At 72.8% G+C, this 24,276-nt stretch carries 27 protein-coding genes; 16 read left to right on the forward strand and 11 right to left on the reverse strand.

From position 1 onward, the window contains the following. Positions 1-3 precede the first annotated feature (3 nt). From ASC99_RS01035 to ASC99_RS01045, 3 genes are all read right to left on the reverse strand, one after another. Positions 4-1,008, reverse strand: a complete 1,005-nt coding sequence (locus tag ASC99_RS01035; protein ID WP_057227091.1) for a hypothetical protein — start codon at positions 1,006-1,008, stop codon at positions 4-6. Then, positions 1,008-2,528, reverse strand: a complete 1,521-nt coding sequence (locus tag ASC99_RS01040) for a DUF3492 domain-containing protein (RefSeq protein ID WP_057227092.1) — start codon at positions 2,526-2,528, stop codon at positions 1,008-1,010. The genes ASC99_RS01035 and ASC99_RS01040 overlap by 1 nt, the downstream gene beginning before the upstream one ends. 301 nt (positions 2,529-2,829) lie before the next feature. Next, the gene (locus ASC99_RS01045) at positions 2,830-3,741 is read right to left on the reverse strand and encodes an alpha/beta fold hydrolase (RefSeq protein ID WP_057227094.1); all 912 of its coding nucleotides are present in this window, start codon (positions 3,739-3,741) and stop codon (positions 2,830-2,832) included. Positions 3,742-3,976: 235 nt separating this feature from the next. Between ASC99_RS01045 and ASC99_RS01050 the strand changes: the two genes are divergently transcribed. From ASC99_RS01050 to ASC99_RS01060, 3 genes are all read left to right on the forward strand, one after another. After that, on the forward strand, positions 3,977-4,633 hold the full coding sequence (locus tag ASC99_RS01050) for a TetR/AcrR family transcriptional regulator (RefSeq protein ID WP_057227096.1): 657 nt from the start codon (positions 3,977-3,979) through the stop codon (positions 4,631-4,633). 120 nt (positions 4,634-4,753) lie between these two features. After that, complete coding sequence (locus ASC99_RS01055) at positions 4,754-4,981, forward strand: DUF3107 domain-containing protein (RefSeq protein WP_057227099.1); 228 nt, start codon at positions 4,754-4,756, stop codon at positions 4,979-4,981. Between the two features lie 119 nt (positions 4,982-5,100). Then, positions 5,101-5,382, forward strand: coding sequence for a hypothetical protein (locus tag ASC99_RS01060; protein ID WP_057227101.1), 282 nt, complete (start codon positions 5,101-5,103; stop codon positions 5,380-5,382). Positions 5,383-5,385: 3 nt separating this feature from the next. Here the strand turns inward: ASC99_RS01060 and ASC99_RS01065 are convergent, their stop codons facing one another. Continuing rightward, entirely contained in the window at positions 5,386-6,150 is a 765-nt protein-coding gene (locus tag ASC99_RS01065) for a ferritin-like fold-containing protein (RefSeq protein ID WP_057227103.1), read from the reverse strand. Between the two features lie 593 nt (positions 6,151-6,743). Between ASC99_RS01065 and ASC99_RS01070 the strand changes: the two genes are divergently transcribed. The 6 genes from ASC99_RS01070 to ASC99_RS01090 all read left to right on the forward strand — a co-directional run bounded on the left by ASC99_RS01070 (position 6,744) and on the right by ASC99_RS01090 (position 12,300). Then, positions 6,744-8,312 carry a DEAD/DEAH box helicase gene (locus ASC99_RS01070; RefSeq protein WP_369824305.1) on the forward strand — a complete coding sequence of 523 codons (1,569 nt, stop codon included), beginning with the start codon at positions 6,744-6,746 and terminating at the stop codon, positions 8,310-8,312. Positions 8,313-8,483: 171 nt separating this feature from the next. Continuing rightward, positions 8,484-9,350 carry an alpha/beta fold hydrolase gene (locus ASC99_RS01075; RefSeq protein ID WP_057227105.1) on the forward strand — a complete coding sequence of 289 codons (867 nt, stop codon included), beginning with the start codon at positions 8,484-8,486 and terminating at the stop codon, positions 9,348-9,350. A gap of 311 nt (positions 9,351-9,661) precedes the next feature. Then, the gene (locus tag ASC99_RS39610) at positions 9,662-9,808 is read left to right on the forward strand and encodes a hypothetical protein (protein WP_200948257.1); all 147 of its coding nucleotides are present in this window, start codon (positions 9,662-9,664) and stop codon (positions 9,806-9,808) included. A gap of 245 nt (positions 9,809-10,053) precedes the next feature. After that, positions 10,054-10,692, forward strand: a complete 639-nt coding sequence (locus ASC99_RS01080; RefSeq protein WP_057227107.1) for a DUF6758 family protein — start codon at positions 10,054-10,056, stop codon at positions 10,690-10,692. Positions 10,693-10,747: 55 nt separating this feature from the next. Then, positions 10,748-11,596, forward strand: a complete 849-nt coding sequence (locus ASC99_RS01085; protein WP_057227109.1) for a PHP domain-containing protein — start codon at positions 10,748-10,750, stop codon at positions 11,594-11,596. A gap of 86 nt (positions 11,597-11,682) precedes the next feature. Next, the gene (locus tag ASC99_RS01090) at positions 11,683-12,300 is read left to right on the forward strand and encodes a MarC family protein (protein ID WP_057227111.1); all 618 of its coding nucleotides are present in this window, start codon (positions 11,683-11,685) and stop codon (positions 12,298-12,300) included. Positions 12,301-12,307: 7 nt separating this feature from the next. Here ASC99_RS01090 and ASC99_RS01095 read toward each other — a convergent pair whose 3' ends face one another. Next, on the reverse strand, positions 12,308-12,925 hold the full coding sequence (locus ASC99_RS01095) for a suppressor of fused domain protein (protein ID WP_057227113.1): 618 nt from the start codon (positions 12,923-12,925) through the stop codon (positions 12,308-12,310). Positions 12,926-13,363: 438 nt separating this feature from the next. Between ASC99_RS01095 and ASC99_RS01100 the strand changes: the two genes are divergently transcribed. Continuing rightward, positions 13,364-14,491 (forward strand): magnesium and cobalt transport protein CorA, encoded by a 1,128-nt coding sequence (locus tag ASC99_RS01100; protein WP_057227115.1) that lies wholly within the window; start codon positions 13,364-13,366, stop codon positions 14,489-14,491. Here ASC99_RS01100 and ASC99_RS01105 read toward each other — a convergent pair. Further along, complete coding sequence (locus tag ASC99_RS01105; RefSeq protein WP_369824286.1) at positions 14,488-15,435, reverse strand: DMT family transporter; 948 nt, start codon at positions 15,433-15,435, stop codon at positions 14,488-14,490. The two genes, ASC99_RS01100 and ASC99_RS01105, sit on opposite strands and share 4 nt — an antisense overlap. A gap of 130 nt (positions 15,436-15,565) precedes the next feature. Between ASC99_RS01105 and ASC99_RS01110 the strand changes: the two genes are divergently transcribed. Together ASC99_RS01110 and ASC99_RS01115 are read left to right on the forward strand one after the other, a co-directional pair. Beyond that, the gene (locus ASC99_RS01110) at positions 15,566-16,117 is read left to right on the forward strand and encodes a hypothetical protein (protein WP_057227117.1); all 552 of its coding nucleotides are present in this window, start codon (positions 15,566-15,568) and stop codon (positions 16,115-16,117) included. Positions 16,118-16,321: 204 nt separating this feature from the next. Then, positions 16,322-17,146: a MerR family transcriptional regulator gene (locus ASC99_RS01115; RefSeq protein WP_057227118.1), complete on the forward strand. Its 825-nt coding sequence runs from the start codon at positions 16,322-16,324 to the stop codon at positions 17,144-17,146. A gap of 39 nt (positions 17,147-17,185) precedes the next feature. On the opposite strand, the gene ASC99_RS01120 is transcribed toward ASC99_RS01115, so the two are convergent. Then, positions 17,186-17,599 (reverse strand): VOC family protein, encoded by a 414-nt coding sequence (locus ASC99_RS01120; protein WP_235502748.1) that lies wholly within the window; start codon positions 17,597-17,599, stop codon positions 17,186-17,188. A 105-nt stretch (positions 17,600-17,704) separates the two neighbouring features. On the opposite strand from ASC99_RS01120, the gene ASC99_RS01125 reads away from it, so the two are divergent. The 4 genes from ASC99_RS01125 to ASC99_RS01140 are packed head-to-tail and all read left to right on the forward strand — an operon-like array spanning position 17,705 to position 21,238. Next, positions 17,705-18,991: a magnesium transporter MgtE N-terminal domain-containing protein gene (locus tag ASC99_RS01125; RefSeq protein WP_057227120.1), complete on the forward strand. Its 1,287-nt coding sequence runs from the start codon at positions 17,705-17,707 to the stop codon at positions 18,989-18,991. Between the two features lie 49 nt (positions 18,992-19,040). After that, positions 19,041-19,613: a DUF1003 domain-containing protein gene (locus tag ASC99_RS01130; RefSeq protein ID WP_157531350.1), complete on the forward strand. Its 573-nt coding sequence runs from the start codon at positions 19,041-19,043 to the stop codon at positions 19,611-19,613. Positions 19,614-19,669: 56 nt separating this feature from the next. Then, entirely contained in the window at positions 19,670-20,830 is a 1,161-nt protein-coding gene (locus ASC99_RS01135; RefSeq protein ID WP_057227126.1) for an Mrp/NBP35 family ATP-binding protein, read from the forward strand. Positions 20,831-20,887: 57 nt separating this feature from the next. Then, entirely contained in the window at positions 20,888-21,238 is a 351-nt protein-coding gene (locus ASC99_RS01140; protein ID WP_057227128.1) for a hypothetical protein, read from the forward strand. A gap of 1 nt (position 21,239) precedes the next feature. Here ASC99_RS01140 and ASC99_RS01145 read toward each other — a convergent pair whose 3' ends face one another. The 4 genes from ASC99_RS01145 to sigE all read right to left on the reverse strand — a co-directional run bounded on the left by ASC99_RS01145 (position 21,240) and on the right by sigE (position 24,126). Continuing rightward, positions 21,240-21,908, reverse strand: a complete 669-nt coding sequence (locus ASC99_RS01145; protein WP_057227130.1) for a hypothetical protein — start codon at positions 21,906-21,908, stop codon at positions 21,240-21,242. 116 nt (positions 21,909-22,024) lie between these two features. Next, on the reverse strand, positions 22,025-22,465 hold the full coding sequence (locus ASC99_RS01150) for a sec-independent translocase (protein WP_057227133.1): 441 nt from the start codon (positions 22,463-22,465) through the stop codon (positions 22,025-22,027). Between the two features lie 129 nt (positions 22,466-22,594). Next, a complete protein-coding gene (locus ASC99_RS38215) occupies positions 22,595-23,425 on the reverse strand; it encodes a zf-HC2 domain-containing protein (protein ID WP_057227135.1) in 831 nt (276 codons plus the stop codon). Beyond that, entirely contained in the window at positions 23,422-24,126 is a 705-nt protein-coding gene (gene sigE / locus ASC99_RS01160; RefSeq protein WP_157531351.1) for an RNA polymerase sigma factor SigE, read from the reverse strand. The genes ASC99_RS38215 and sigE overlap by 4 nt, the downstream gene beginning before the upstream one ends. Between the last annotated feature and the right edge of the window lie 150 nt (positions 24,127-24,276).

The raw sequence follows: 24,276 nt of genomic DNA on the forward strand, positions 1-24,276 counted from the left end.
GGGTTATCGCCGGTGCGCGCCCGGGCGGCCCAGCACCAGCCAGGCGTACGGCAGCAGCAGGGCGGCGGCCGATCCGCAGGCGAGCAGTTGGGCGGTCTCCGGCCGGTACCGGGCCGCCGCCGTGAGCAGCAGGCCCGCCGTGCCGGCCGCCAGCAGCCCGGCCACCGCCGGCGTCGCCCGGCCGCAGCGCAGCAGGACCGTCGCCGGGAGCAGCAGCAGCGCGAGCGCGGCCTGGCCGGCCCACTGCGGGCCGGTCGCCCGGTGCACGGCCTCGTACAGCAGGCCGCCGCCCGGGCGCGGGCCGACGGCGGTGAGCAGCAGCAGGCCGGTCAGGCCGAGTCCGGCCGTCGCCAGCAGGTGCAGCGCGGACGCCACCGGCAGGGCCGGCCACATCCGGGCCCGGAAGTCGGCCATCGTGCGGGCCGCGCCGAGGTGGCCCCAGCCCACCTGCCGCAGCCAGCCGGTGGTCCACTCGACCGCGCCGACGGCCGTCGCGACGGCCACGCCCAGCACGGCTCCGGCCGGGCCGCCGGTCGTCACCGGCAGCACCACCAGCAGGGCCACTCCGGCGCCGTAGCCGGCCCGGTGCAGAACCGTTCCGTCCGGCGCTGACGCTCCGTCAGGACGGGCGGCCGCCCAGGCCAGCCAGCCGCCGCAGAGCACGGCCAGCGGCCCCCGGGCCACCGGCGGCAGAACGGCCACGCCACCGGCCAGCGCCGCCGCCGGCAGACCGTGCCGGACGGCACTGCGCAGCGCCTGCCAGGACCGCTGCTGCCAGCGCACCGGCGGCACCGGGACCGGGGCGGTCGGCGGGCGGCGCGGGACCCGGGCGTACAGCTCCTCGGCCAGCGAGAACACGTCGGCGTGCCGGCAGCGGGCCGCCTCGGCGGGGCCGAGACCGGCGTCCTCCAGGGCGGCGGCGATCTCCAGCGCGTCCACGGCCTGCTCGCACGAGGTGCGGTGACGCTCCATCAACTCCCGTACCGGATCCACCTCCCGCCCGGTCATCAGACGGCCTCGGCCACGGGCTCGGCGGTGGCGGGACCTGCCACCCAGTACTCGGCGGGCCGGGCGAACGGCCGGGCCGCCGCCTTGGCCACCGTCGGGAAGGCGGGCCAGCGGGAGACCAGCTCCAGGTAGATCTCCCGGAAGGCCGTCACCACCGGCTCCACCGCAAAACGCTCCTGGGCCCGCAGCCGCCCGGCCAGACCGAGCCTGGCCCGCCGCTCCTCGTCGCCGAGCAGCGCCAGGCAGGCGGTGGCCAGCGCGGCGGGGTCGCGCGGCGGCACCAGCAGGCCGGTCGGCCCGACCACCTCGCGGGCCACCCCGACCTCGGTGGCCACCACCGCGCGGCCGCTCAGCATCGCGTCCGCCAGCAGGCGCGGGCTGCGCTGGGCGAGCGCCGAGAACACCACCAGGCTGCCCGCCGCCCAAACCTCGGCCGGGCCGCTCTCGGGCCTGCCCTCGAAGCTGACCGCCGCGTCCACGCCGAGCCGCTCGGCTATCTCCCGGCAGTGCGCCAGGAAGCCGGGCGCACCCTCCTCGCCGTACATCCGCAGCCGGGCGGCGGGCTGCTCGGCCCTGATCCGGGCGAAGGCGTGCAGCATCAGCGCCGGATCACGCCCCGGCTCCAGCGCCCCGGCCCAGACCAGCACCGGGCCGCCCTCCGGCTCGGGCCCGGCCGCCGCCCTGGCCACCGCCGGGGTGCCCTCGTGCACCACCCTGATCCGCGCTGGGTCGGCCCCGCAGCGCTCCTGCCAGTGCCGGTCGTAGCCGCTGCCCGGGGTGAGCACGGCGGCCTGCCGGTAGGTCTCCTCGGTGAGCAGCCGGAAGAAGCCGATCAGCAGCGCGCGGACCGGCCAGCGGTACGGCGCGGTGCGGTAGCTGCGGTACTGCTCGCGCAGGTGCAGCCCGTGCTCGGTGATCACGAAGGGCACGCCGTGAAGCTGCTTGGCGACCAGCGCGGGCAGTGCGGCCGGGCCGCCGCCCACCACGTGGCACAGGTCGGCCGAGCCGAGCCCGCCGGGGCCGGTGCCGTACCAGGGCGCGGAGAGCGGTCGCAGGCACTGCTCCAGCAGGTCCGCCGCCACCAGCACGTCCCTGACCTGCGGCTGGCCCGCCGCCGTCTCGGCGCCGGGCGAACGCCAAGCCTGCTCAAGCACCCGCTGGGCCGGCCCCGATGCCAGGAAGGCCGGCAGCGCGCCGTCCTCCCGACCGAGCGCCGCCAGCCGGTGCAGCGCGGGGCCGAAGGACTCCCGCTCGCCGGGTATCACCAGTGAGCGGATCAGCGCGCGGTACGCCTGCTGGTAGGACCGCCGCCGGTGCAGCGCGGGCCCACGCCCCTTCGGCCGCCGCCCCCAGAGCGGCAGCTCGGCGACCGGCACCGGGCCCTCGTCGGGCCCGCCACCCCCGCCCAGCAGGTAGAGCCGGAACTCGTGCTCGGGCAGACCCTCGATCAGCCGCCCGCACCAGCTGTCGGCACGCTGTGCGTACGAGCTGGCACCCTCGGTGAGCAGAGCAATGCGCACGACGACCTCCAGAGCAGAGCGGTTCCCTTGACCGGGTGCGGTTACGCCACGGCCTCAGCCGACGTACCAGTACTCAGAACGGGCTCCCGGCGGGCTCCACCGCACCGCTCGACACCCTGCGCAGCCGCAGACGCCTGCTGCTCCCCCACACCTGTTCGGTCCGACACCACGAAGGTAGAACGAAACGCTGACGACCCATCGGTCACGGACCCGGCAGCCACCTGAACGAGTGAACCCGCGTGACCTCGACCGCAGTCCGCCGTTCTCCGGCCGTCCGATCCGCCGCCGATCCGACGCCCCGTCAGCTCTCGGCCAGCAGCTCCCGCACCGAGCGCGCCACCAGCTCCGGGTGCTCCAGCATCGCCACGTGCCCCGACTCCGGCAGCACCAGCAGCCGGGCGTCCGCGAACTCCGCGCAGGCCCGCCGGGCGGACCGGTACGAGACCAGCTTGTCGCGCAGCCCGTACACCAGCAGCACCGGCGCCTTCACCTGCGCCGCCTGCCGCCAGAGCGCCTGCTCACCGCGCTCGGTGTACGCCGCGACGATCCCGCGCGCCGAACCGGCCAGCGCCGCCAGCGCGTACGGCAGCCCGGCCCGGCGCCGGTACTCGGCCACCGCCCGGTCCCACTGCGCGGGCGGCACGGCCGCCGGGTCGCCGTAGACCAGCGCGAGCAGCTCCCGGGTGGCCTGCTCGACGTCGCCGCCGGGGCTGCGGGTCCGGCCCAGCAGGGCGGGGACGCCGGGCAGTGCGAGCAGGCCGGTCGGCCAGGCGGTGTACTGCGGCGGCAGCTCGGGCAGCGCGGGCGAGATCAGCGTGAGGCTGCGCACCAGGTCGGGCCGCAGCGCGGCCAGCCGGACCGCGACCGCGCCGCCGAGCGAGTTGCCGAACAGGTGCACCGGGCCCCGGTTCGCCGCCTCCAGGTACCCGATCACCGCCCGGACGTGCCCGGAGAGCGAGAGGTTGCCGTCCTGCGGCGGCGCGGACCAGCCGAAGCCGGGCAGGTCGACCGTCTCGGCCGCGAGCTCCCCGCCGAGCTCGGCGATCAGCTCGGTCCAGTTGTCGCCCGAGCCGCCGAGCCCGTGCACGAAGAGCGCGGGCGGCAGCCCCTCGGTGGCCGCTGCGGGACCGCTCACCGCGAGCACCGCCCCGGGGACCTGCACGGTCCGCTCCGGCCCCGGTTCCTCCGCCGCCACCTGCTGCTCAGTGCTCATGAGGCACGATCGTAGTGAGCAGTACCGCTCCAGCCCAGCATCCACGACGTCTCAGGCTCTGGACAGCGCAGGTGAGCCCCGTATTGTGTGCTTCCGACAAGGGGGCCGGGCGCTTTTCTCGCCCTCGCCCGGCGCGGATCGGGTTACCCAAAAGTAGAATCAGTCACCTTGCCAGCAATGCCCGGCACACCCGCCCCAGAGGGCGCTGCCGCAGACCGTGAAGTGAGGAGCGCCCGTGACGGCCGTCCAGGAGGCGCAGGAGCGCCCGCGTGGTGCCCGCCTGCCGCGCAGCGCCCGCCGTGAACAACTGCTCGGTGCCGCGCAGGAGGTGTTCGTCGCCCAGGGCTACCACGCTGCGGCCATGGACGACATCGCCGACCGCGCCGGCGTCAGCAAGCCGGTGCTCTACCAACACTTCCCCGGGAAGCTGGAGCTCTACCTCGCGCTGCTCGACAAGCACTGCGACGCCCTGGTGGAGTCCACCCGCCAGGCGCTCACCACCACCACCGACAACAAGCTGCGGGTGGCCGCGACCATGGAGGCGTACTTCAACTACGTCTCCAGCGAGTCCGGCGCCTTCCGGCTGGTCTTCGAGTCCGACCTGACCAACGAGCCCGCCGTGCGCGAGCGGGTCGAGCGGGCCGCCGACGCCAGCGCGACGCTGGTCAGCCAGGTCATCGCGGAGGACACCGACCTGCCGGAGGCGGAGTCCAAGCTGCTCGCCGTCGGCGTCTGCGGCCTGGCCCAGATCACCGCCAGGTACTGGCTCTCGCAGGACCTGGAGATCCCTCGCGACGCGGCCGTCAAGCTGGTCGCCAGCCTGGCCTGGCGCGGCCTCAAGGGCTTCCCGATGCACCCTGGCCAGGAGCCCTCGGATGCTGCCGCCGAATAGGCGATCAGCGGACCTTCGCCGTTGAGCGTGGTGCCTGGTCTATGGTGAAGCCGTACGGCGCGACGCCCGCGAACAGCGGTTCGAGCGTATGGATGGCTGCAACCCGGAGGGACGGAAGCCGTGGAGGTCAAGATCGGCGTGCAGAACGCGCCCCGAGAGATCGTTCTCGAGAGCACGCAGACTGCCGATGAGGTCGAGAGCGCGGTCGCCAAGGCGCTGGAGGGCACCTCGAAGCTCTTCACGCTGACCGACGAGCACGGCCGCCGCGTCATCGTCCCGGCCGAGCGCCTGGCGTACGTGGAGATCGGCGAGCCCAGCGTCCGCAAGGTGGGCTTCGGCACCATCTGACGCAGTCTCAGCACGACCGGACGGCCGTCCCCGAACAGGGGGCGGCCGTTCGGCGTCGGTGCGCGTACCGACCGGGGCAACGGGGTATGGCCGAGAGGGAACCTTCAGGGAGGCAGCCCGTGGTCCTCGAAACGATCGCCTTCGTGCTCATCGGCCTGGCCGTCGGCGTCGGCGCGGTGACGCTGCTGCCCGCGTACTTCCCGGCTGCCCGGAGCCTGACCGTCGTGACCGCGGTGATCGCCGCCCTGCTCGGCGGCGGCATCTCCGGCTACGCGCTGGACGACCACCTGCCCGCGCTGGCGCTGCTCTTCTCGGCGGTCAGCGCGGTGCTGCTGGTCTCGGTGCTCGCCCGCCCCGACCTGCTGGCCGGGACGGGGCGGCACCGGCACCGGCACGCCTGAGCGCTAGGAAGCGAGCCCGAGCGCGGCCATCCGCCGGGTGTGCGCCTCGGTGATCCGGTTGAACATCTTGCCGACCTCGACCAGGTCGAAGCCCTGCACCGCGGCGCCGCCGACCAGCAGGTTGGAGAGCGCGTCCCGCTCGGCCACCACCCGCTGGGACTGGCTGAGCGCCTCGCCCATCAGCCGCCGGCCCCAGAGCGCCAGCCGACCACCGACCCGGGGGTCGTCCTCGATCGCCTGCCGGATCCGGTCCACCGCGAACTGGGCGTGCCCGGTGTCACCGGAGACCGAGAGCACCAGCTCCCGGGTGTCGTCGTCCAGCCGGGCGGCCACCTCGCGGTAGAAGTCGGTCGCGATCGCGTCGCCGACGTACGCCTTGACCAGGCCCTCCAGCCAGTCCGAGGGCGCCGTCATCCGGTGGAACGCCTCCAGCGGCTCGACGAACGGGGTCATCACCCCGGTCGGGTCGGCGCCGACCTCGACCAGCCGGTCGTGCAGCAGCTGGTAGTGCTGGTACTCGTTGGAGGCCATCTTGGCCAGCGCCGCCTTGTCGACCAGCCCGGGCGCGAACTTGGCGTCCTCGGCGAGCCGCTCGAAGGCGCTCAGTTCGCCGTACGCCAAGGCGCCGAGCAGCTCCAGCACGGCGGCCCGGTAGTCCGGGTCGGCCGAACGGGCGGCCCAGCCGCCGATCGAGGCGGGCGGGTCGGAAGCGACGGAAGTGACGGATGCGTCCAGCGGGGTGCCGTCGTCGGCTGCCTGAGTCTCCATTGTGGCCACCCTATCGCCCGTGCCCCGGGCCGCCCGGCGCAGAGTAGGGCACGTCACGTGTTCGAGTCGTCGCCTGACTGTATGGTGGTAGGGAAGCTCGATGTATCCCGGTGGCACGGTGAAGTGCCGCGTACGGACACCGGGCGTTCACGTACGCGGATGCCCGGTCGGAGACCCGATCGGCTCCGACCATGGCCCGGACCTCGGGCCCTGGCACCGCATCAGTGGCCGAGCGAGGGCCGCCGCGGACCGCGCCGCCCTGGCGCAGGTCCCGCGCCTGGCCCCTCACGGGAAATCCTCCCCCACGCCGCCGATCGACGCGCCCGTCACGGGCCGTTCGGGTCGGCAGGCCGCAGGGGCCGGCGCGGTTGTGCGACCTCGTATCCGACGAGTCGGGCTGTTCTGCGGCCCGTTGCCGCTCACGAGGCTGCCCGCCCGCCCTCTCGCTCTCGGCCCCACCACATGGAAGAGGCAGCACCCTGTCCACCACCGCTGAACCCACCAAGACCACTTTCCGGGACCTCGGGATCCTCCCGGAGACCGCCGAGGCCCTGGAGGCTGTCGGCATCATCCACCCCTTCCCGATCCAGGAGATGACCCTCCCGGTCGCCCTGACCGGCCACGACGTGATCGGCCAGGCCAAGACCGGCACCGGCAAGACCCTCGGCTTCGGCCTCCCGCTGATCGAGCGCGTCGTGGTCCGCGCCGACGTGGACGCCGGCCGGGCCACCGAGGAGCAGCTCTCCGACGGCCCGCAGGCGCTCATCGTGGTGCCCACCCGCGAGCTCTGCACCCAGGTCACCAACGACCTGCAGACCGCGGGCAAGGTCCGCGACGTGCGCGTGCTCGCGATCTACGGCGGCCGGGCGTACGAGCCGCAGGTCGAGGCGCTCAAGAAGGGCGTCGACATCATCGTCGGCACCCCGGGCCGCCTGCTCGACCTGGCCGGCCAGCGCAAGCTGGACCTCTCCAAGGTCAAGGCACTGGTGCTCGACGAGGCCGACGAGATGCTCGACCTGGGCTTCCTGCCGGACGTCGAGAAGATCATCACCATGCTGCCCGCCAAGCGGCAGACCCTGCTCTTCTCGGCCACCATGCCCGGCCAGGTCATCTCGCTGGCCCGCCGGTACATGAGCCAGCCGACCCACATCCGGGCCGCCGCGCCGGACGACACCGGCCACACCGTGGCCAACACCACCCAGCACATCTTCCGCGCGCACTCGCTCGACAAGGTCGAGATGGTCGCCCGGATCCTGCAGGCCGACGGCCGCGGCCTGGCGATGATCTTCTGCCGGACCAAGCGGACTGCCGCCGACGTCGCCGACCAGCTGACCCAGCGCGGCTTCGCGGCCGGCGCGGTGCACGGTGACCTCGGCCAGGGCGCCCGCGAGCAGGCCCTGCGGGCCTTCCGGGCCGGCAAGGTCGACGTGCTGGTCTGCACCGACGTCGCGGCCCGTGGCATCGACGTCGAGGGCGTCACGCACGTCATCAACTACCAGTGCACCGAGGACGAGAAGACCTACCTGCACCGGATCGGCCGCACCGGCCGGGCCGGCGCCTTCGGCACCGCCGTCACCCTGGTCGACTGGGACGACATCCCGCGCTGGCAGCTGATCAACAAGGCGCTGGACCTCAAGTTCCCGGACCCGGAGGAGACCTACTCCACCTCGCCGCACCTGTACGAGCTGCTCAAGATCGCGCCCGGCACCACCGGTGTCCTGCCGCGTTCCGAGCGGACCCGGGCGGGTCTGAAGGCCGAGGAGATCGAGGACCTCGGCGAGACCGGTGGGCGTGGTGCACGCGGCTCCGCCGCCGCTGGTGGTGCCCGTGGCCGCCGCTCCGGTCCGGCCGCCACCGAGGCGCCTGCTGCCGAAGCAGCCGTCGCCGAGCGCCCGGCCCGCGCACCGCGTGAGCGGCGCCGTACCCGGGGCGGCTCCACCGCCGACGGTGCGGTCGTCGTCGACGAGGCGGCCGCGGTCACCGAGGCCGTGCCGGTCGAGGCCGGGGCCGAGGGTGACGCTCCGCGTCGGCGTCGGCGTCGCCCGCGTTCGGCTGCCGCCGGCACCGAGACGGCTGCAGTGGTCGAGGCCGCTCCGGCCGCCGAGGGTGACGCCCCGCGTCGCCGGACCCGCACCCGTCGGGCTGTCACCGACGAGAGCTGAGCCTGCTGCCGGACCTGAGGTTGCACTGCCTAGGGGCTCGGGGAACAGCGACGAGATCTGGCGTGCGGGTCACAGGCGAAAGTGCCTGACCCCGCACGCGGGAGTGACCTTGTACGAGGTCGGCGTCGCAGTTCCCCGAGCCCCTGTCATGTGCCCACTAGGCTCGGCGGTGTGAGTACTCCGCCGTTTCTGAAGCTGCCCGTCTGTGCCAGTGCTGTTCGGCTGGCGACCTCGCGGGGGAGTTTTGCCTCCCTCGTTGCCGAGCCGGCCGGGCCGGTGCGGGGGACTGCGCTGTTGGTGCCCGGATTCACCGGGAGCAAGGAGGACTTCATTGCCCTCCTGGAGCCGCTGGCCGAGCAGGGCTACCGCACGGTGGCGGTCGACCAGCGCGGCCAGTACGAGACCGGCGGTGACGACGAGCCCGCCGCGTACGCGATCGACGAGCTCGCGCTCGACCTGATCGCGCTGAGCGCGGCGCTGGGCACCGCGACCCCGCTGCACCTGCTGGGGCACTCCTTCGGTGGCCAGGTCAGCCGGCAGGCCGTGCTGACGGCGGATCAGCGCGGCGGGCCGCTGCCGTGGCGGTCACTCACGCTGCTCTCCACCGGCCCGGCCGCGATCGACCCGGGCGAGGCCGCCCGTACCAAGCTGCTGATCGACGCGCTGGGCGGGATGAGCCTGGAGGAGATCTGGCAGCTGCTGCAGCAGATGGATCAGGACAAGCCCCGGCCGCACCCCGAGATCGGCGAGTTCCTGCACCGCCGCTGGGTGGCCAACCGCCCGGAGGCACTGATCGTGATGGGCGGACACCTGGTCTCCGCGCCGGATCTGGTGGCCGAGCTGGCCGAGGTCCCGCTGGCCAAGCAGGTGGTCTCCGGCGAGCAGGACTACGCCTGGCCGGTACCGGAGCAGATCTCGATGGCCGACCGGCTGGGTGTCCGGCACACCACGGTGCCCGGGGCTCTGCACTCGCCCAACGCGGAGCAGCCGGCGGCGACCGCCGCTGTGCTCGCCGGCTTCTGGAACCTGACGGAATAGCCGCTGGTCAGCGCCCTGCCCGGGTTTTCGACCGGCAGAGATTCGTTAGTTCGGGTAATATTTGATTCTGTCCGGGAATCATCGGGCTCCGCGCCCTGTTGATGAGTACGGCGCCCCAGTGCGCCGAAACCGGGACTTTACGGGCGGGCAACCGCCCCGAAGCAGCAGTACGGCACCGTGGTTGATGAGGCTCGATCAGCTTCCGCCCGGTGCCGATTGGTGAAGCAGTACGACAGCAGCACCCCGGACGACGAAGACCGAGCTGTCAGTTGAAGCCTCAGTCATGCAGTGAGGCAGGGAAGGGAGAACCCATGCGTTTCGAGATCCTCCGCCTGGACGATGTCCAGGGCATCGCCACCGACACCCTGATCGCCGACGCGGACACCGTCCGCGAGTTCGTGGAGCGGGCCGCCCGCACCGGCGAGCGCCTGTACATCCGCCCGTTCAAGACGGTGTGACGGGGGCCGGTCCGGCTTCGGCCGGGCCCGAGATCCCGATACCCCACTGACGCCCCGTCACCAGCAGCACCGGTGACGGGGCGTCAGTGTGCCCGCCGCGCAACCGGCTCCGAGCTGCCGTACGTTTGCCACCGCCCGCCACGGGACATCCCCCAACGGGGCTGCCACCGGCCCGGACGGGAGTCGCACTCCATCCGGGTGATCGTCCTTGACTCGGCGCTCCGGAGGGAGGAGCGTTGTCCGTTATGAGGGGCGAGCCAAGCTGCCCGAGGTGCGCCGGCCGGGTCCGCGCGCCCGGTCTCTTCTCCGATACCTGGCAGTGCGACCAGCACGGCGCCGTGCACCCGATGCAGCCGGTGCTGCCACCGAGTGTGGAGGCGCTGGGCGTCGCCGTGGCGCGGTCGCAGGTGCCGGTCTGGCTGCCGTGGCCGCTGCCGGTTGGCTGGCTGTTCACCGGGATCGCGCACGCGGGAGACGACGTCTCCGGCGCCCGCGCCACCGCCGTGGCCTGTTCGGGCCCGGGGCCGCTGGGCGGTTTCGGCGAGCTGGTGCTGGTCGCCGAGGAGCTCGGCGTCGGCCTCGGCGCCCGGTACGCGGGCCTGCCCGGTCCTGATCCGGGCCCCAGCGTCTCGCTCTACAAGCCGGCCGACGCCAAGGTGACCGCCGCCGGGCGGCCGACCCCGATGTTCCACGTCCCCGAGGCCCCGGACGACCGGGCGGTCTACGTCGGCGAGGCGCGCGGGCTCTGGATCTGGGCGATCGCCTGGCCCGAGCAGTCGGCGCTGATGATGTACGACGAGCTGGTGCTCACCGATCTGCGGGACGCGGGGGCCGAGCTCGGGCTGCTGCCCTGTGGGGCACCGTCCCCGAGGCTGCTCGGCTGAGGCCAACCCCGGCGCGTACATTTGGGCTCCACCGACCCGCGAGGAGCCGTCACCCGTGCGCATCGACCTGCACGCCCACAGCAACGCCTCGGACGGCACCGACTCCCCCGCCGAGCTGGTCGCCAACGCCGTGGCCGCCGGTCTGGACGTGGTCGCGCTGACCGACCACGACACGGTGGCGGGCCACGCCGAGGCGGCCGAGGCGATCCGCGGCACCGGGCTGACCCTGGTGCCGGGGGCCGAGCTGTCCTGCCGGGTCGGCGGCATCAGCCTGCACCTGCTGGCGTACCTCTTCGACCCGGCCGAGCCCGCCTTCGCCGCCGAGCGGGAGCTGGTCCGCACCGACCGGTTCCGCCGGGGGCGGGCGGTGGTGGAGCGCTGCCGGGAGCTGGGGGCGCCGATCAGCTGGGAGCAGGTGGAGCGGATCGCCGGCACCGGTTCGGTGGGCCGCCCGCACATCGCCAGCGCGCTGGTCGAGGCGGGCGTGGTGGCGACCGTCTCGGACGCGTTCACCCACGACTGGCTGGCCAACGGCGGCCGGGCCGACGTACCCAAGCACGAGACCGACCCGGCGACGGCCGTCCGGCTGGTCCGGGCCGCGGGCGGGGTGCCGGTGTTCGCCCACCCGGGCGCGGTGAAGCGCGGCCGGACGGTCTCCGACCAGGTGATCGCCGATCTGGCGGCGGCCGGTCTGGGCGGCCTTGAGGTGGACCACCTGGACCACGACGAGGAGACCCGGGCCCGGTTGCGGGTGCTGGCCGCCGAGTTGGGGCTGCTGGCCACCGGGTCGAGCGACTACCACGGCCACCGCAAGACCGTCCGCCTCGGCGAGTACACCACCGACCCTGCCGTGTACGAGGCGCTGGTGGCCCAGGCGACCGGAGCCAAGCCGATCTCCGGGTGAGCCGGAGGGTCTGGGGCCGCGGCACGTGCCAGAATCAGACGATTCGTCACATAGGCCGCGTTTCACCCTGAGAGCAGCGCCCGCCGATGACCTTCTTCGACGTCACGACCTTCGGGTCGCTCTTCGTCACCCTCTTCGTGATCATGGATCCGCCCGGCACCATCCCGATCTTCCTGGCACTCACCTCGGGCCGGGCGGCCAAGGTGCAGCGGAAGATGGCCTGGCAGGCCGCCGCCGTGGCACTCGGGGTGATCACCTGCTTCGGCCTGTTCGGCCGTCAGATCCTGGACTACCTGCACGTCTCGATCCCGGCGCTCCAGGTCTCCGGCGGCATCCTGCTGCTGCTGATCGCCCTCGACCTGCTGACCGGCAAGATCGAGGAGCCGACCCAGACCAAGGACGTGAACGTCGCCCTGGTGCCGCTCGGCACCCCGCTGCTGGCCGGCCCCGGTGCGATCGTCGCGGTGATCCTGGCGGTCCAGGGCACCCACGGGGCGGCCCAGGACCTGGCGGTGTGGACCGCGATCCTGGCCATGCACGTGGTGATGTGGCTGACCATGCGGTTCTCGCTGGTGATCATCCGGCTGATCAAGGAGGGCGGCGTGGTGCTGATCACCCGGCTCTCCGGGCTGCTGCTCTCGGCCATCGCGGTCCAGCTGGTGGCCAGCGGCGTCTACGGCTTCATCAAGGACTACCAGTCCTGACCGGCAGTCAGTCCAGCGGTACGCCCCGGCGCTGCGGGTCGCGCAGGTCGGTGCCGTGCCGCAGCCAGCGCTCCTCCAGCACGGCCGCACCGTGCACCCGCTTGTAGCCGGCCTCGTTCGGGGTCATCGGCAGCAGCGGCAGGAAGCGCACCGGCTCGGCCGGCTCGGCCAGCTCCAGGTCGGGGACCAGCCCGCCGGGCTCGGCGGCCAGCACCGAGGTGAACGGGGCGCCCGCCCAGAGCGGCGCACCGAGGTCGAGCGAACCGCCCGGCGCCAGCACCAGACCCTCGACCTGCGGGGTGGCGGCGAAGGTGGCCAGCGTACGGAGCACGTCGTCGTGCGTCCCACGGACCGTCAGCACCAGCTCGACCCGGGGGCCGCGGACCGGATCGGCGACCACCGAGGTGGGGTCGGCCATCGGTGCGGCGGACATCCCGAGCGTGACATACCTCACCAGGGCGTCGGCCTCCGGGCCGAAGCGCAGCACCTCGATCCGGTCCGCGCCCAGGAAGGTGACGGCGGCCCGGCCGCTCGGTTCACCGAAAGTTGCCAGTAGACGGGCCTCGACCGCGGCCAGCACGGACGCGCGGGAGAGCTCGGCGGGGTCGTGGAAGTCGTGCGCCATGGCCAGACCCTAACCCGCCGCCGGCATCCGGCCGGTGCATACCCACAGCGCTGGCGCCCCGTCAACTGTTAGGGTATGTAGCTGGCCACTGGGGAGTCTCCGCCCACAGGGCCGCGACGTGAAGGAGGTGGTTCGCGGTGGATACCAGCCGACCATGCAGTACCGGCAGCTCTGCCCGGCCGCGTCGCCTTCACCCCGCCCTCGTCTGAGCGGTGGCCCCACTCCTCGACGGAGTTCCTGAGGCAGCGTCACGTCCGACCGGGAGAGCACATTCCCCGGAGTCGCACCGTCCAAACCGCGCCCCAGCAAGGCACCTGGACTTTTTCCGCGGCTCCGGCACACCGGCTACCGCCGGCCATGAACGTGCCGCCTTGCCGTCGCACCACGGTCCGTCACTCACGTGCCGCCCTGCGACGCCTCCTGCCCGAGGAGTCCGTCATGTCGATGATCAACAACCTGCGCGCCGCCGTCCGTCCACGCCCCCGCCGGGCGGAGCTGAACGGCTTCGACCCGGCGCACGACAGCCAGACCCCGTCCGCCGTGGTGGACTGCGCGGTCTACCAGGACGGCAGGCGCAACGGCGAGCGGTGCAGCCCCCGGGAGGCCGCCCGCCGGGTCCGCGCGGCCCGGGAGACGGATGCAGGATCGTTCAGCTGGATCGGCCTGCACGAGCCCACCGAGGCCGAGTTCGAGGGCATCGCCCAGCGCTTCGGGCTGCACCCGCTGGCCGTCGAGGACGCGGTGCACGCGCACCAGCGTCCCAAGGTCGAGCGCTACGACGACGTGCTGTTCGCGGTCTTCAAGACCATCCGCTACGTCGAGCACGACCAGCTCACCCCGACCAGCGAGGTGGTCGAGACCGGCGAGTTGATGGTCTTCGTCGGGCCCGACTTCGTGATCACCGTCCGGCACGGCGGGCACAGCTCGCTGCACGAGCTGCGGCGCAGGCTGGAGAGCGCCGGTGAGATCGGCGACGTCCCCGGCCTGCTGGCCAAGGGCCCGTCCGCCGTCCTGCACGCCATCGCCGACCAGGTGGTGGACAACTACCTGTTGGTCGCCGACCGGCTGCAGACCGACGTGGACGACATCGAGTTCGACGTCTTCGCCAACAAGGGCGGCCGGGGTGCGGACGTCGGCCGGGTGTACCAGCTCAAGCGCGAGGTGCTGGAGTTCAAGCGCGCGGTCTCGCCGCTGCTCCGCCCGATGCAGCAGCTCTCCGAGCCCGGCCAGCGGCTGGTCGACCCGGACATCCGCAAGTACTTCCGCGACGTCGCCGACCACCTGACCCGGGTGGTCGAGCAGGTGCACGGCTTCGACGAACTGCTCAACTCGCTGCTCCAGGCCAACCTGGCGCAGGTCTCGGTCGCGCAGAACGAGGACATGCGCAAGATCACCTCGTGGGCGGCCATCTTCGCCGTCTCCACCATGGTCACCGGCGTCTACGGGATGAACTTCGACTTCATGCCGGAGCTGCACTCCCGGTACGGCTACCCGATCGTGATGGCCGGCATCGCCGTCCTCTGTATCGGCATGTACCGGGGCTTCCGCCGCAACGGCTGGCTCTAGGCCGCCTTGGTGCTGCGGCCGCCCCGGGCCACCAGCACCAGACCGAGCAGGATGACCACCAGCGCCGGGTACGCGGCGACCGGCGGCAGCTGGCCGAGCCAGAGCGCCGCGATCAGCGCGGCGCCGGGGGTCTCCAGCAGGATCGCGGTCGAGGTGACCGACGGGCCGAGGGTGCGCACCACCCGGTTGCTGAGCGAGTGGCCGAGCAGCTGGGCCGCCACCATCAGCAGCGCGATCTGCCACCAGACCCCGGCCGGCCAGCCGCCCAACTGCACTCCGCCGACCAGGCAGACCGCCAGCAGCACCACGGCCGTGGTGGCGTAGCAGACCAGCGTGTACGCGGTGGTGCTGACGGTCCGTCGGACCTCGGCGCCCAGCAGCATGTACCCGGCGGCGGCCAGCCCGGCGCCCAGCGCCAGCGCGTCACCGAGCAGCGCGTCCGGCGAGAGCGACATGTCGACACCGGTCAGCACCAGCACACCGGCGAACGCCACGCACGTACCGATCCAGACCAGCCGGGGTGGCCGGTGCCCGAGCAGCCGCATCAGCAGGATCGTCCACAGCGGCGTGGTGGTCACCAGCGCGGTCGCCGACGCCACCGAGGTCATCCGCAGGCTCGGCATCCAGAGCGCGAAGTGCAGTGCCAGCAGCACCCCCGCCGCCACCGCCAGCAGCAGCGCCCGGCGGCCGATCCCGCGCAGCTCGGCCCGGTGCCGCAGCAGCGCGTACGGGCCGAGCACCCCGACCGACATGACGTTCCGCCAGAACGCGATGGCCAGCGCGGGGGCGGCGGTCGCACTGATCAGCGGGGCGGACAGCGAGATGCCGGCGATCGAGACCGCCAGCAACAGCAGGTCCACCCTGGGCAGCGTGGCCGGGTGGGCGGTGAGCGCGGGTGCCGCAGCCGGGGCGGGCTTGGCGGTGTCGGGCCGGGCGGCGGGCACAGCTCTCCTCAGGATGACGAATACCGATGGACACCACGGTAAGGGCTGTAACAGACCCATGGAACTGTCGTCCTGAGCCGTGAGACACCACCCGGACGGCACCCGCCGGTGAAGCCTTACGCTGTCGGCCATGGAGCCTACGACGACCGACGCCGCCACCGGACCCGACCGGGCCACGCTGGACCGGGCACTGCTGGAGGAGGCCGCGAAGAAGTCCGGTCTGCTCTGGGTCCGGGCCGAGGGCCAGCCGCAGAGCCGGGCCCTCTGGCACGCCTGGCACGACGGCGCGGTGGTGGTGGTCGGCGACGGCATCGAACAGCCCCTGCACGGACTGACGGCCGGTCAGCCCGCCGAGGTCATCGTCCGCAGCAAGGACAAGTGGGGCCGCCTCACCGCCTGGCCCGCCACCGTCACCGAGCTCGCCCCCGACAGCGACGCCTGGCTCGGCGCGGTCGAGGAGCTCAAGGGCAAGCGCCTGAACGCCCCCGACACCGACACCATCGCCGAGCGGTGGGCCCGCGAGTGCCGCGTCCTCCGGCTGACGCCCACCGGCCCACTCACCGAGCAGCCCGGCAGCATGCCCGACACCTCGCACGCCACCACCCCGATGCCCACCCCGGCCACCACCCGCAAGCCGATCCCGGCGGGGCTGCCGAAGCTGCTCTTCAAGCGTTCCCGCTAGGCAGCTGCGTTTGGTGGCACACGCCAGGGGCTCGGGGAACTGCGACGCCGACCCCAGAAAAGGTGATCCGTGCGTAGGCGGTCAGGCACTTTCGCAGTTCGACCCGCCAGCCACGAACCGTCGCAGTTCCCCGAGCCCCTGGTGGTGCACCACGTGCCGAAGAGTTGACCCTCACACCGTGTCAGGCTCTGGAGTAGCCCCATCATGTTCAACATCGGAGACTTCGCGAAGCACGGCCGGGTATCCGTCCGGATGCTCCGCCACTACGACGCCATCGGCCTGCTGCTCCCCGCCCGGGTGGACCCGTTCACCGGGTACCGGGGCTACGAGGCGGCCCAACTCGCCCGGCTCAACCGCATCATCGCGCTCAAGGACCTCGGCTTCACCCTCCAGCAGGTGACCGCCATCGTCGACGAGCAGGTGAGCGCGGAGGAGCTGCGCGGGATGCTCCGCCTGCGACAGGCGGAACTGGCGGCGGCAGTGCAGGAGGCAGCCGTCCGGCTGGCCCGGGTCGAGTCGAGGCTCCGGACGATCGAGAGTGAGGGGCACATGCCTTCCGACGACGTTGTGGTCAAGAGCATCCCGGCGGTCCGGGTGGCCCGGCTGTCCACCGTGGCGGACAGCTTCGAACCGGAGTACATCGGCCCGGCGGTCGGCCCGCTGTTCGGGCGGCTCTGCGGCCTGCTCGCCGAGGCGGGACTTACTGCGGCCGGCCCGAGCCTGGCGTACTACGAGGAGGTCGGGCCCGGCACCGAGCAGGTCCGCGCGTTCGTGGCGATCCCGGTCAACACCGAGCCCGACCCGGCGTACGGCTTCGAGGTCGCCGACCTGCCCGCCCTGCCGGTGGCGGCCACCATCGTGCACCGCGGGGCGATGGACGACATCCTGCCGACCTCGCAGACCCTGGCCCGGTGGATCGACTCCACCGGCCACCGCTCGCTCGGCTACAGCCGCGAGCTGTACATCCAGTGCGAGGGCGACCCGTCCACCTGGGTGACCGAGCTCCAGGAGCCGGTCACCGCAGGCTGACCCACGGTCAGGACCCGGACGGCGCCCAGCCGTTGCGCCTCAGCCGTTGGACCACTGCCGGGTGGAGAGCACCAGCCGGTAGCCGTCCGGGTCCTCGACCGTCACGCCCCACTCGTCCCAGTACGGGTTGTGCGCCTTCACCCGGCGCCCGCCGTGCGCCTCCAGCCGGGCCACCAGCTCCTCCGGCACGGCCTCGCCCAGGTAGACCACGAAGAGGTCCTCGACGGTCGGCCGGGGCCGGATCTCCCCGGCGTCGACCAGCTCCAGGTGCCAGGCGGCGTCCGGCCAGCCGGCCATCAGCAGCGAGTGCTCCCCGGTCGTGCCGTCGGCCTCGTGGCGGTACAGCACGCTCAGGCCGAGCCCGTCGATCCAGAACCGCTCCGCTGCCGCCAGGTCCCCGGACGGCCTGGCGATCCTGACATGTGACGAACCGTTCACGATCTTCCCCTCCACAGCCGAAACCCCGACCGTACCGCCGACCCACCCGGCGCCGGTCGGCGGGCTGCGCGGTTCCCGGCCAGGTAGCCTGGGCCCGGATCGTCGCGAGAGAGGAAGTCCATGGCAGGGCCAGGCAGCCGGGTCTTCATCTCCCACCTCTCCGGGATCGCGGTCTTCGACCCGAACGGCGACCAGGTCGGCCGGGTCCGCGACGTGGTGGTCTCGCTGCGCATCGGCGGACGCCCGCCCCGGGTGCTCGGCCTGGTGGTCGAGGTGGTCGGCCGCCGCCGGATCTTCCTGCCGATGACCCGGGTGACCAGCCTGGAGTCCGGCCAGGTGCTCACCACCGGCGTGATCAACATGCGGCGGTTCGAGCAACGCCCGTCCGAGACCCTGGTGCTGGCCGAGCTGCTGGACCGTACCGTCACCTGGACCAAGACCGGCGCCGAGGTCACCGTGCTGGACGTGGCGATGGTGCAGACCCGGGTCCGCGAGTGGGAGATCAGCAAGGTCTTCGTCCAGTCCGGCAAGGTCTCCCGGCTGCGCAAGGCCAAGGGCGAGACGCTGACCCTGGACTGGTCCGCCGTCAGCGGTTTCGCACTGGTCGAGGAGGGCCAGGGCGCGGCCAACCTGCTGGCCACCTTCGAACAGCTCCGCCCTGCCGACCTGGCCAACGTGATGCACCACCTCTCCCCCAAGCGCCGCGCCGAGGTGGCCGCCGCGCTGGACGACGACCGGCTGGCCGACGTCCTGGAGGAGCTGCCGGAGGACGACCAGGTCGAGATCATCGGCAAGCTCAAGGACGAACGCGCCGCCGACGTGCTGGAGGCGATGGACCCGGACGACGCCGCCGACCTGCTCTCCGACCTCCCCGAGGAGGCGGCCGAACGGTTGCTGCGCCTGATGGAGCCGGACGACGCCGCCTCGGTCCGCCGGCTGCTCAGCTACGGGGAGAACACCGCCGGCGGTCTGATGACCACCGAGCCGATCGTGCTGGAGCCGGACGCCACCGTGGCCGAGGCGCTGGCCCGGGTCCGGGTCTCCGACAACAAGCCCGCGCTGGCCGCCCAGGTGTACGTCTGCCGCCCGCCGAACGAGACCCCGACCGGCAAGTACCTCGGCACCATCCACTTCCAGCGGCTGCTCCGCGAACCGCCGTACACCCTGGTCGGCTCGCTGGTCGACGACGACCTCGACCCGCTGCCGCCGGACACCCCGCTGCAACTGGTCACCAGCTACCTGGCGGCGTACAACATGGTGGCGGCCCCGGTGGTGGACGAGGCCGACCACCTGCTCGGCGCGGTCACCGTCGACGACGTGCTCGACCACCTGCTGCCTGACGACTGGCGCGAGGCCGCCCTGCACGCGGGCGACGCACACGAGAGCGAGGCGACTGGTGGACGCTGATCGCAAGGGCCGCCGGGACGAGACCCCGCGCCAGCGCCTCCAGGGCGAGCTGCGCGAGCTCCGGGAGCTGCGTGAACTGCGCGCCCGCGAGGGCTCCCTGCGCCGCACCGCCCGCCCCGAGCCGAGCGGCCCGGTCCGCAGCCGGCTGGACCAGCCGCGTACCAGCCGGCCCGGCCTGATCACGCTGCCCGTGTACGACCCGGAGGCGTTCGGCAAGCTCTCGGAGCGGATCGCCCGCTTCCTCGGCACCGGCCGGTTCATCGTCTGGATGACGGTGGTGGTCGTCGCCTGGGTGGTCTGGAACACCCTCGGTCCGGTCAGCTGGCGGTTCGACGACTACCCCTTCATCTTCCTCACCCTGATGCTCTCCCTGCAGGCCTCCTACGCCGCCCCGCTGATCCTGCTGGCACAGAACCGCCAGGACGACCGGGACCGGGTCAACATGGAGCAGGACCGGGCCCGCAGCGACCGCAACATCGCCGACACCGAGTACCTGACCCGCGAGGTCGCGGCCCTGCGACACGGGCTCGGCGAGGTCGCCACCCGCGACTTCGTCCGTTCCGAACTGCAGGCCCTGCTCAAGGAACTGGACGAACGCCGGGGCGCCGCAGACCGGTTGTGACCGGCGGCACGTTACCGCCGGGTCGGCGGCCTTTCGGCGCGCCGTACCATCAAGGCATGGCCAACGAGACAGAGGTTGCGGCAGGCGTCACGGAGGAGTCCGTACGCGAGGCGCTGGCGACCGTCAACGACCCGGAGATCAACCGCCCGATCACCGAGATCGGCATGGTGAAATCGGTCGAGATCGGTGACGGCGGCGCCGTCCGGGTCGCGATCTACCTGACCGTCTCGGGCTGCCCGATGCGCGAGACCATCACCGAACGGGTGACCACCGCCGTCTCCGGCGTCGCCGGGGTGACGGAGGTTCAGGTCGAGCTCGACGTGATGAGCGAGGAGCAGCGCAAGGAGCTCTCCCACCTGCTCCGCGGCGGCGCTCCCGAGCGGGAGATCCCGTTCGCCAAGCCCGGCACGCTGACCCGGGTCTACGCCGTCGCCTCCGGCAAGGGCGGCGTCGGCAAGTCCTCGGTCACCGTCAACCTGGCCGCCGCGATGGCCGCCGACGGCCTCAAGGTCGCCGTGGTGGACGCCGACATCTACGGCCACAGCATCCCCCGGATGCTCGGCGTCGAGGGCCGCCCGACCCAGGTCGAGGACATGATCATGCCGCCGTCCTCGCACGGCGTGAAGGTCATCTCGATCGGCATGTTCACCCCCGGCAACGCCCCCGTGGTGTGGCGCGGCCCGATGCTGCACCGCGCCCTCCAGCAGTTCCTGGCCGACGTCTACTGGGGCGACCTCGACGTCCTGCTGCTCGACCTCCCGCCGGGCACCGGCGACATCGCCATCTCGGTCGCCCAGCTGGTCCCGAACGCCGAGATCCTGATCGTCACCACCCCACAGATGGCCGCCGCCGAGGTGGCCGAACGGGCCGGCACCATCGCGCTGCAGACCCACCAGAAGATCGTCGGCGTGATCGAGAACATGTCGGGCATGCCCTGCCCGCACTGCGACGAGATGATCGACGTCTTCGGCACCGGCGGCGGCCAGACCGTCGCCGACGCCCTCACCCGCTCCGTCGGCGCCACCGTCCCCGTCCTGGGCTCCATCCCGATCGACGTCCGCCTCCGCGAGGGCGGCGATGACGGCCGCCCGGTCGTCCTGGCCGCCCCCGACTCCCCCGCCGCCACCGCCCTCCGCACCATCGCCGGCAAGCTCGGCGGCCGCCAGCGCGGCCTCTCCGGCCTCTCCCTGGGGCTCACCCCGAAGAACAAGTTCTGACGCACCGCCACCGAAGGCCCCGGAACCGGTTCCGGGGCCTTCGGCGTCCCCCGGATCATGAGGGGATGTCTGATCGTCGGCCTGCTGCCCGTCGCAGCGTTCACGCTGCTGCTGAGCATGGCGTCGACCGTCGAGGCGGAGTCACCGGAGCAGTTCCCCGGGCTGCGGCCCAACCATGGGCCGATCGCCCTGCTGCTCCTGGTGGTCGGGGTGGTCGCCGTCGCCGGGGCCCTGCTGGCGGCCCGGGGTGGGTCACGGTGGCGGGTCGCTACCGCGGGGGCGGTCTGCGGGCTGTTGCTGCTCCTCGCCGGGTGGCGTGGGGTGACCCTGGCCCCGATGCTGCACTGCTCGGGGCACACCGCGATCAGCCAAGAGGACGACGGCTCCTACCGGTGCGCCGATCGGTGACTCAGCGGCCGTTGTAGACCGTCAGGTCGGGGACGGTGGCGAAGCCCGCGCCGTAGGCGCTGATGCCGCGGCCGTAGGCGCCGAGGAGGACGCCGGGGGCCTCGCCCGCGAGGACCCAGCCGTATTCGGACTCGCGGTAGCGGAAGGGCTGCGGGAGGCCGTTGACGGGGAGGGTGAGGGGAGACCAGCCCGGGCCGTCGAGGTCGTCGGCGAGGTCCCAGGCGAGGGCGCTCTGCTGGTCGAGCCAGTCCTGGCGGAGGGTGCGGTCGAGCTGGCCGGGCCAGGTGGCGGCGAGCAGTCCCGAGCCGGCCAGCCAGGCGGCGGAGGAGGCGGAGGTGGCTTCGAGCATGCCGGTGTTGTCGGCGCTGCGGCGGCTGTCCCGGCGGGCCACCGTGACCACCACGGCGAACTTGCGGACGTCCCGGGCCTCGTAGTGCTTGGCGGGCTCCTCGCCGTGCCCGAGGGTGCCGTAGTCGATCGGCTGCTCGACCCGGCCCGGCGTGGCCCCGGCCTGCATCAGCCAGCGTCGCCCGGCCCAGCCGTCGTCCAGGCCGTACCAGGGGAAGTCGGCGGCCAGGTACGGCGTCAGCGGGTCGACCGCCGCCCGGGTCTGTGCTCCCACGGTGGCGCCCACCGTGGCCGTCCCCACCGCACGGCTCGTCGCGTCCATTCCTGGGCCTCCTCGTACAGCACTGATCGATAGAGCATTCAGCACAATAGCGGCGGACACGCCGACGCCCCGCTCAGCACGGCGGCCGGGCGGGGCGTCGGGGCGACGAACAGGGGTCAGGTGGCGTCCGGGTCGAACGGCGGGCGCTCGTCCTTCTGCAGCGGATCGGCCGCGACCGGGGAGGCTATCGGCGAGGCGAGGGGCGAGGCCGACTTGGTCAGGTCGGCGACCGCCCGGCTCGGCGCCGGGTCGTCGTTGAGCACGGACTTGATGTCGAGACCGTCCCGGATCTCCTTGAAGCCCAGCGGGTCCTCGTTGCCGCCGAGCAGCTGCTTGCGGACGAAGGTCTTCGGGTTCAGGTCCTCGAAGTCGAAGTCCTTGAACTCCGGGCCCAGCTCGGAGCGGATGTCCTCCTTGGCACTGTCCGCGAAGGTACGCACCTTGCGGACGAAGCCCATCACGTCCTGGATCAGCTTCGGCAGTTTGTCCGGACCGAAGATCACGATGGCCAGGATGACCAGTGTCACGACCTCAAGTGGGCCTACGTCTGTGAACACCCGAGCTCCCGGCACCTGATGAAATCTGGACAGCGTCAGTACAGAGTAATGGCCACCGGCGTGTCCCAAGGCCCCAGCTTGATGAAGCTGTGGCAAAGAAGCAGGCCCCGAGCAGCCCGCCGCGGTGGATCAGCGGAGGTAGTGCTGCGGCGCGACGGGATTGCGGACGGCCTCCGCGCCCGGCTGCCAACTGGGCAGCGCCGCCATCAGCCCGCCGGGCGTCCGCACGGGGTACGCCGCGGGGAAGTCCACCGGGAGCACCACGGAGCCGCCGCCGGGACCGCTCACCGGGGAGACCGTGCCGTGCTGTTCCTCACCGGAGACCGCGGAGACCCCGCCCAGGGTGACCGCCGCGACCGAGAAGGCCCCGGCCGCCGCGAAGACGAACCGCCGGCCGAGCGGCGCGGAGCGGGCCATCGGCGACTCGGCCGCCGCCGCCAGCGGACGGAACGAGCGGCGGGCCCTCGGGTCCACCCCCGGCAGGGGGGCGCCGGCGCCGAGGGCTCCGGACCCGAACGAGGACCCGGCACCCCGGCCGAACGAACCGCCGGTCAGCCGGCTGCCACCGAGCGTCCCCGCGCCGGGCACGGAAGGGCCACCGGGATGCTCGTCGTCCTCGGGCAGCGCGGCGACCGCGAGCAGCCGGGCCATCAGCAGCGAGGAGGGGTCGGGAGCGGCACTACGGGTCAGCAGCTGCTTGGCGGCCCGGCTCTCGTCCGCCTCGGCGAGGCAGTCGGGGCAGGTGGCCAGGTGGGCCTGGACCCGCTCGCGGGCGTCGTGGTCCAGCTCGCCGTCGACGAAGGCGGAGAGCCGGTCACCGAGGTGGTGCTGCTCAGCGAGCGGCTCGGCGGCGGCCCGCAGCGGGACCGCCCGAAGCTCCGTCACCGGCTCGGCCCGACGGCCGAGTTGGGCCCAGCCGGAGCCTCGCCTGGCCCGGCCGGTGGGTTCGGCGGAGGTCACGCCGACCCCCGATCGGCCCCGGCGGGCTCGGCACCCACCGCCACCGGCTCGGCCCCGCCCCGGCGCACCCGGCCCGGAGCGGACCCCGGGGCGCGGTGCTTGAGCGCGGCACGCAGGTGCGAACGGCCGCGGTGGATCCGGCTGCGCACCGTCCCGAGCTTGACGCCCAGGGTCGCGGCGATCTCCTCGTAGCTGAGGCCCTCGATGTCGCAGAGCACCACGGCAGCGCGGAACTCAGGGGCCAGGGTGTCCAGCGCCTGCTGGACGTCGGCGTCGAAGTGGGTGTCGCTGAAGTGCTGGGCCGGGCTCGGCTCACGGCTCGGCAGCCGCTCGGCCGCGTCGTCGCCGAGCGCGTCGAAACGGATCCGCTGGCGGCGGCGCACCATGTCCAGGAACAGGTTGGTGGTGATCCGGTGCAGCCAGCCCTCGAAGGTGCCGGGGGTGTAGGTGGAGAGCGAGCGGAACACCCGGACGAAGACCTCCTGGGTCAGGTCCTCGGCGTCGTGCTGATTGCCCGTCAGGCGGTAGGCCAGCCGGTACACCCGGGCGCTGTGCGCCTCGACGATCTCCGCCCAACTCGGCGGCGTCCAGGTCTGCGCGTCGGGGCCCTCGGCGAAGGTCGCGAGCGGGGCGGGGGCGTCGGCCACCACGGTGTCGGCTGCGGTCGACTTGTCCAGGGGGGAGGGCACAGGCTGGTTCATCACGGGCTTCGGCGTACGGGCCGACGTAGAGCCGCTCAGGTGCCACGGCGTCAGGACGTCGCCCTCAGCCACACCTCCTCGGTCGGCTCTTCTGCCCAGCAGGGCCACCACCATATCCACCTCACCCGTCAGCTCCGGATAAAGCACCGA

The organism is Kitasatospora sp. Root107 (assembly GCF_001424875.1).
Taxonomy (GTDB): domain Bacteria; phylum Actinomycetota; class Actinomycetes; order Streptomycetales; family Streptomycetaceae; genus Kitasatospora.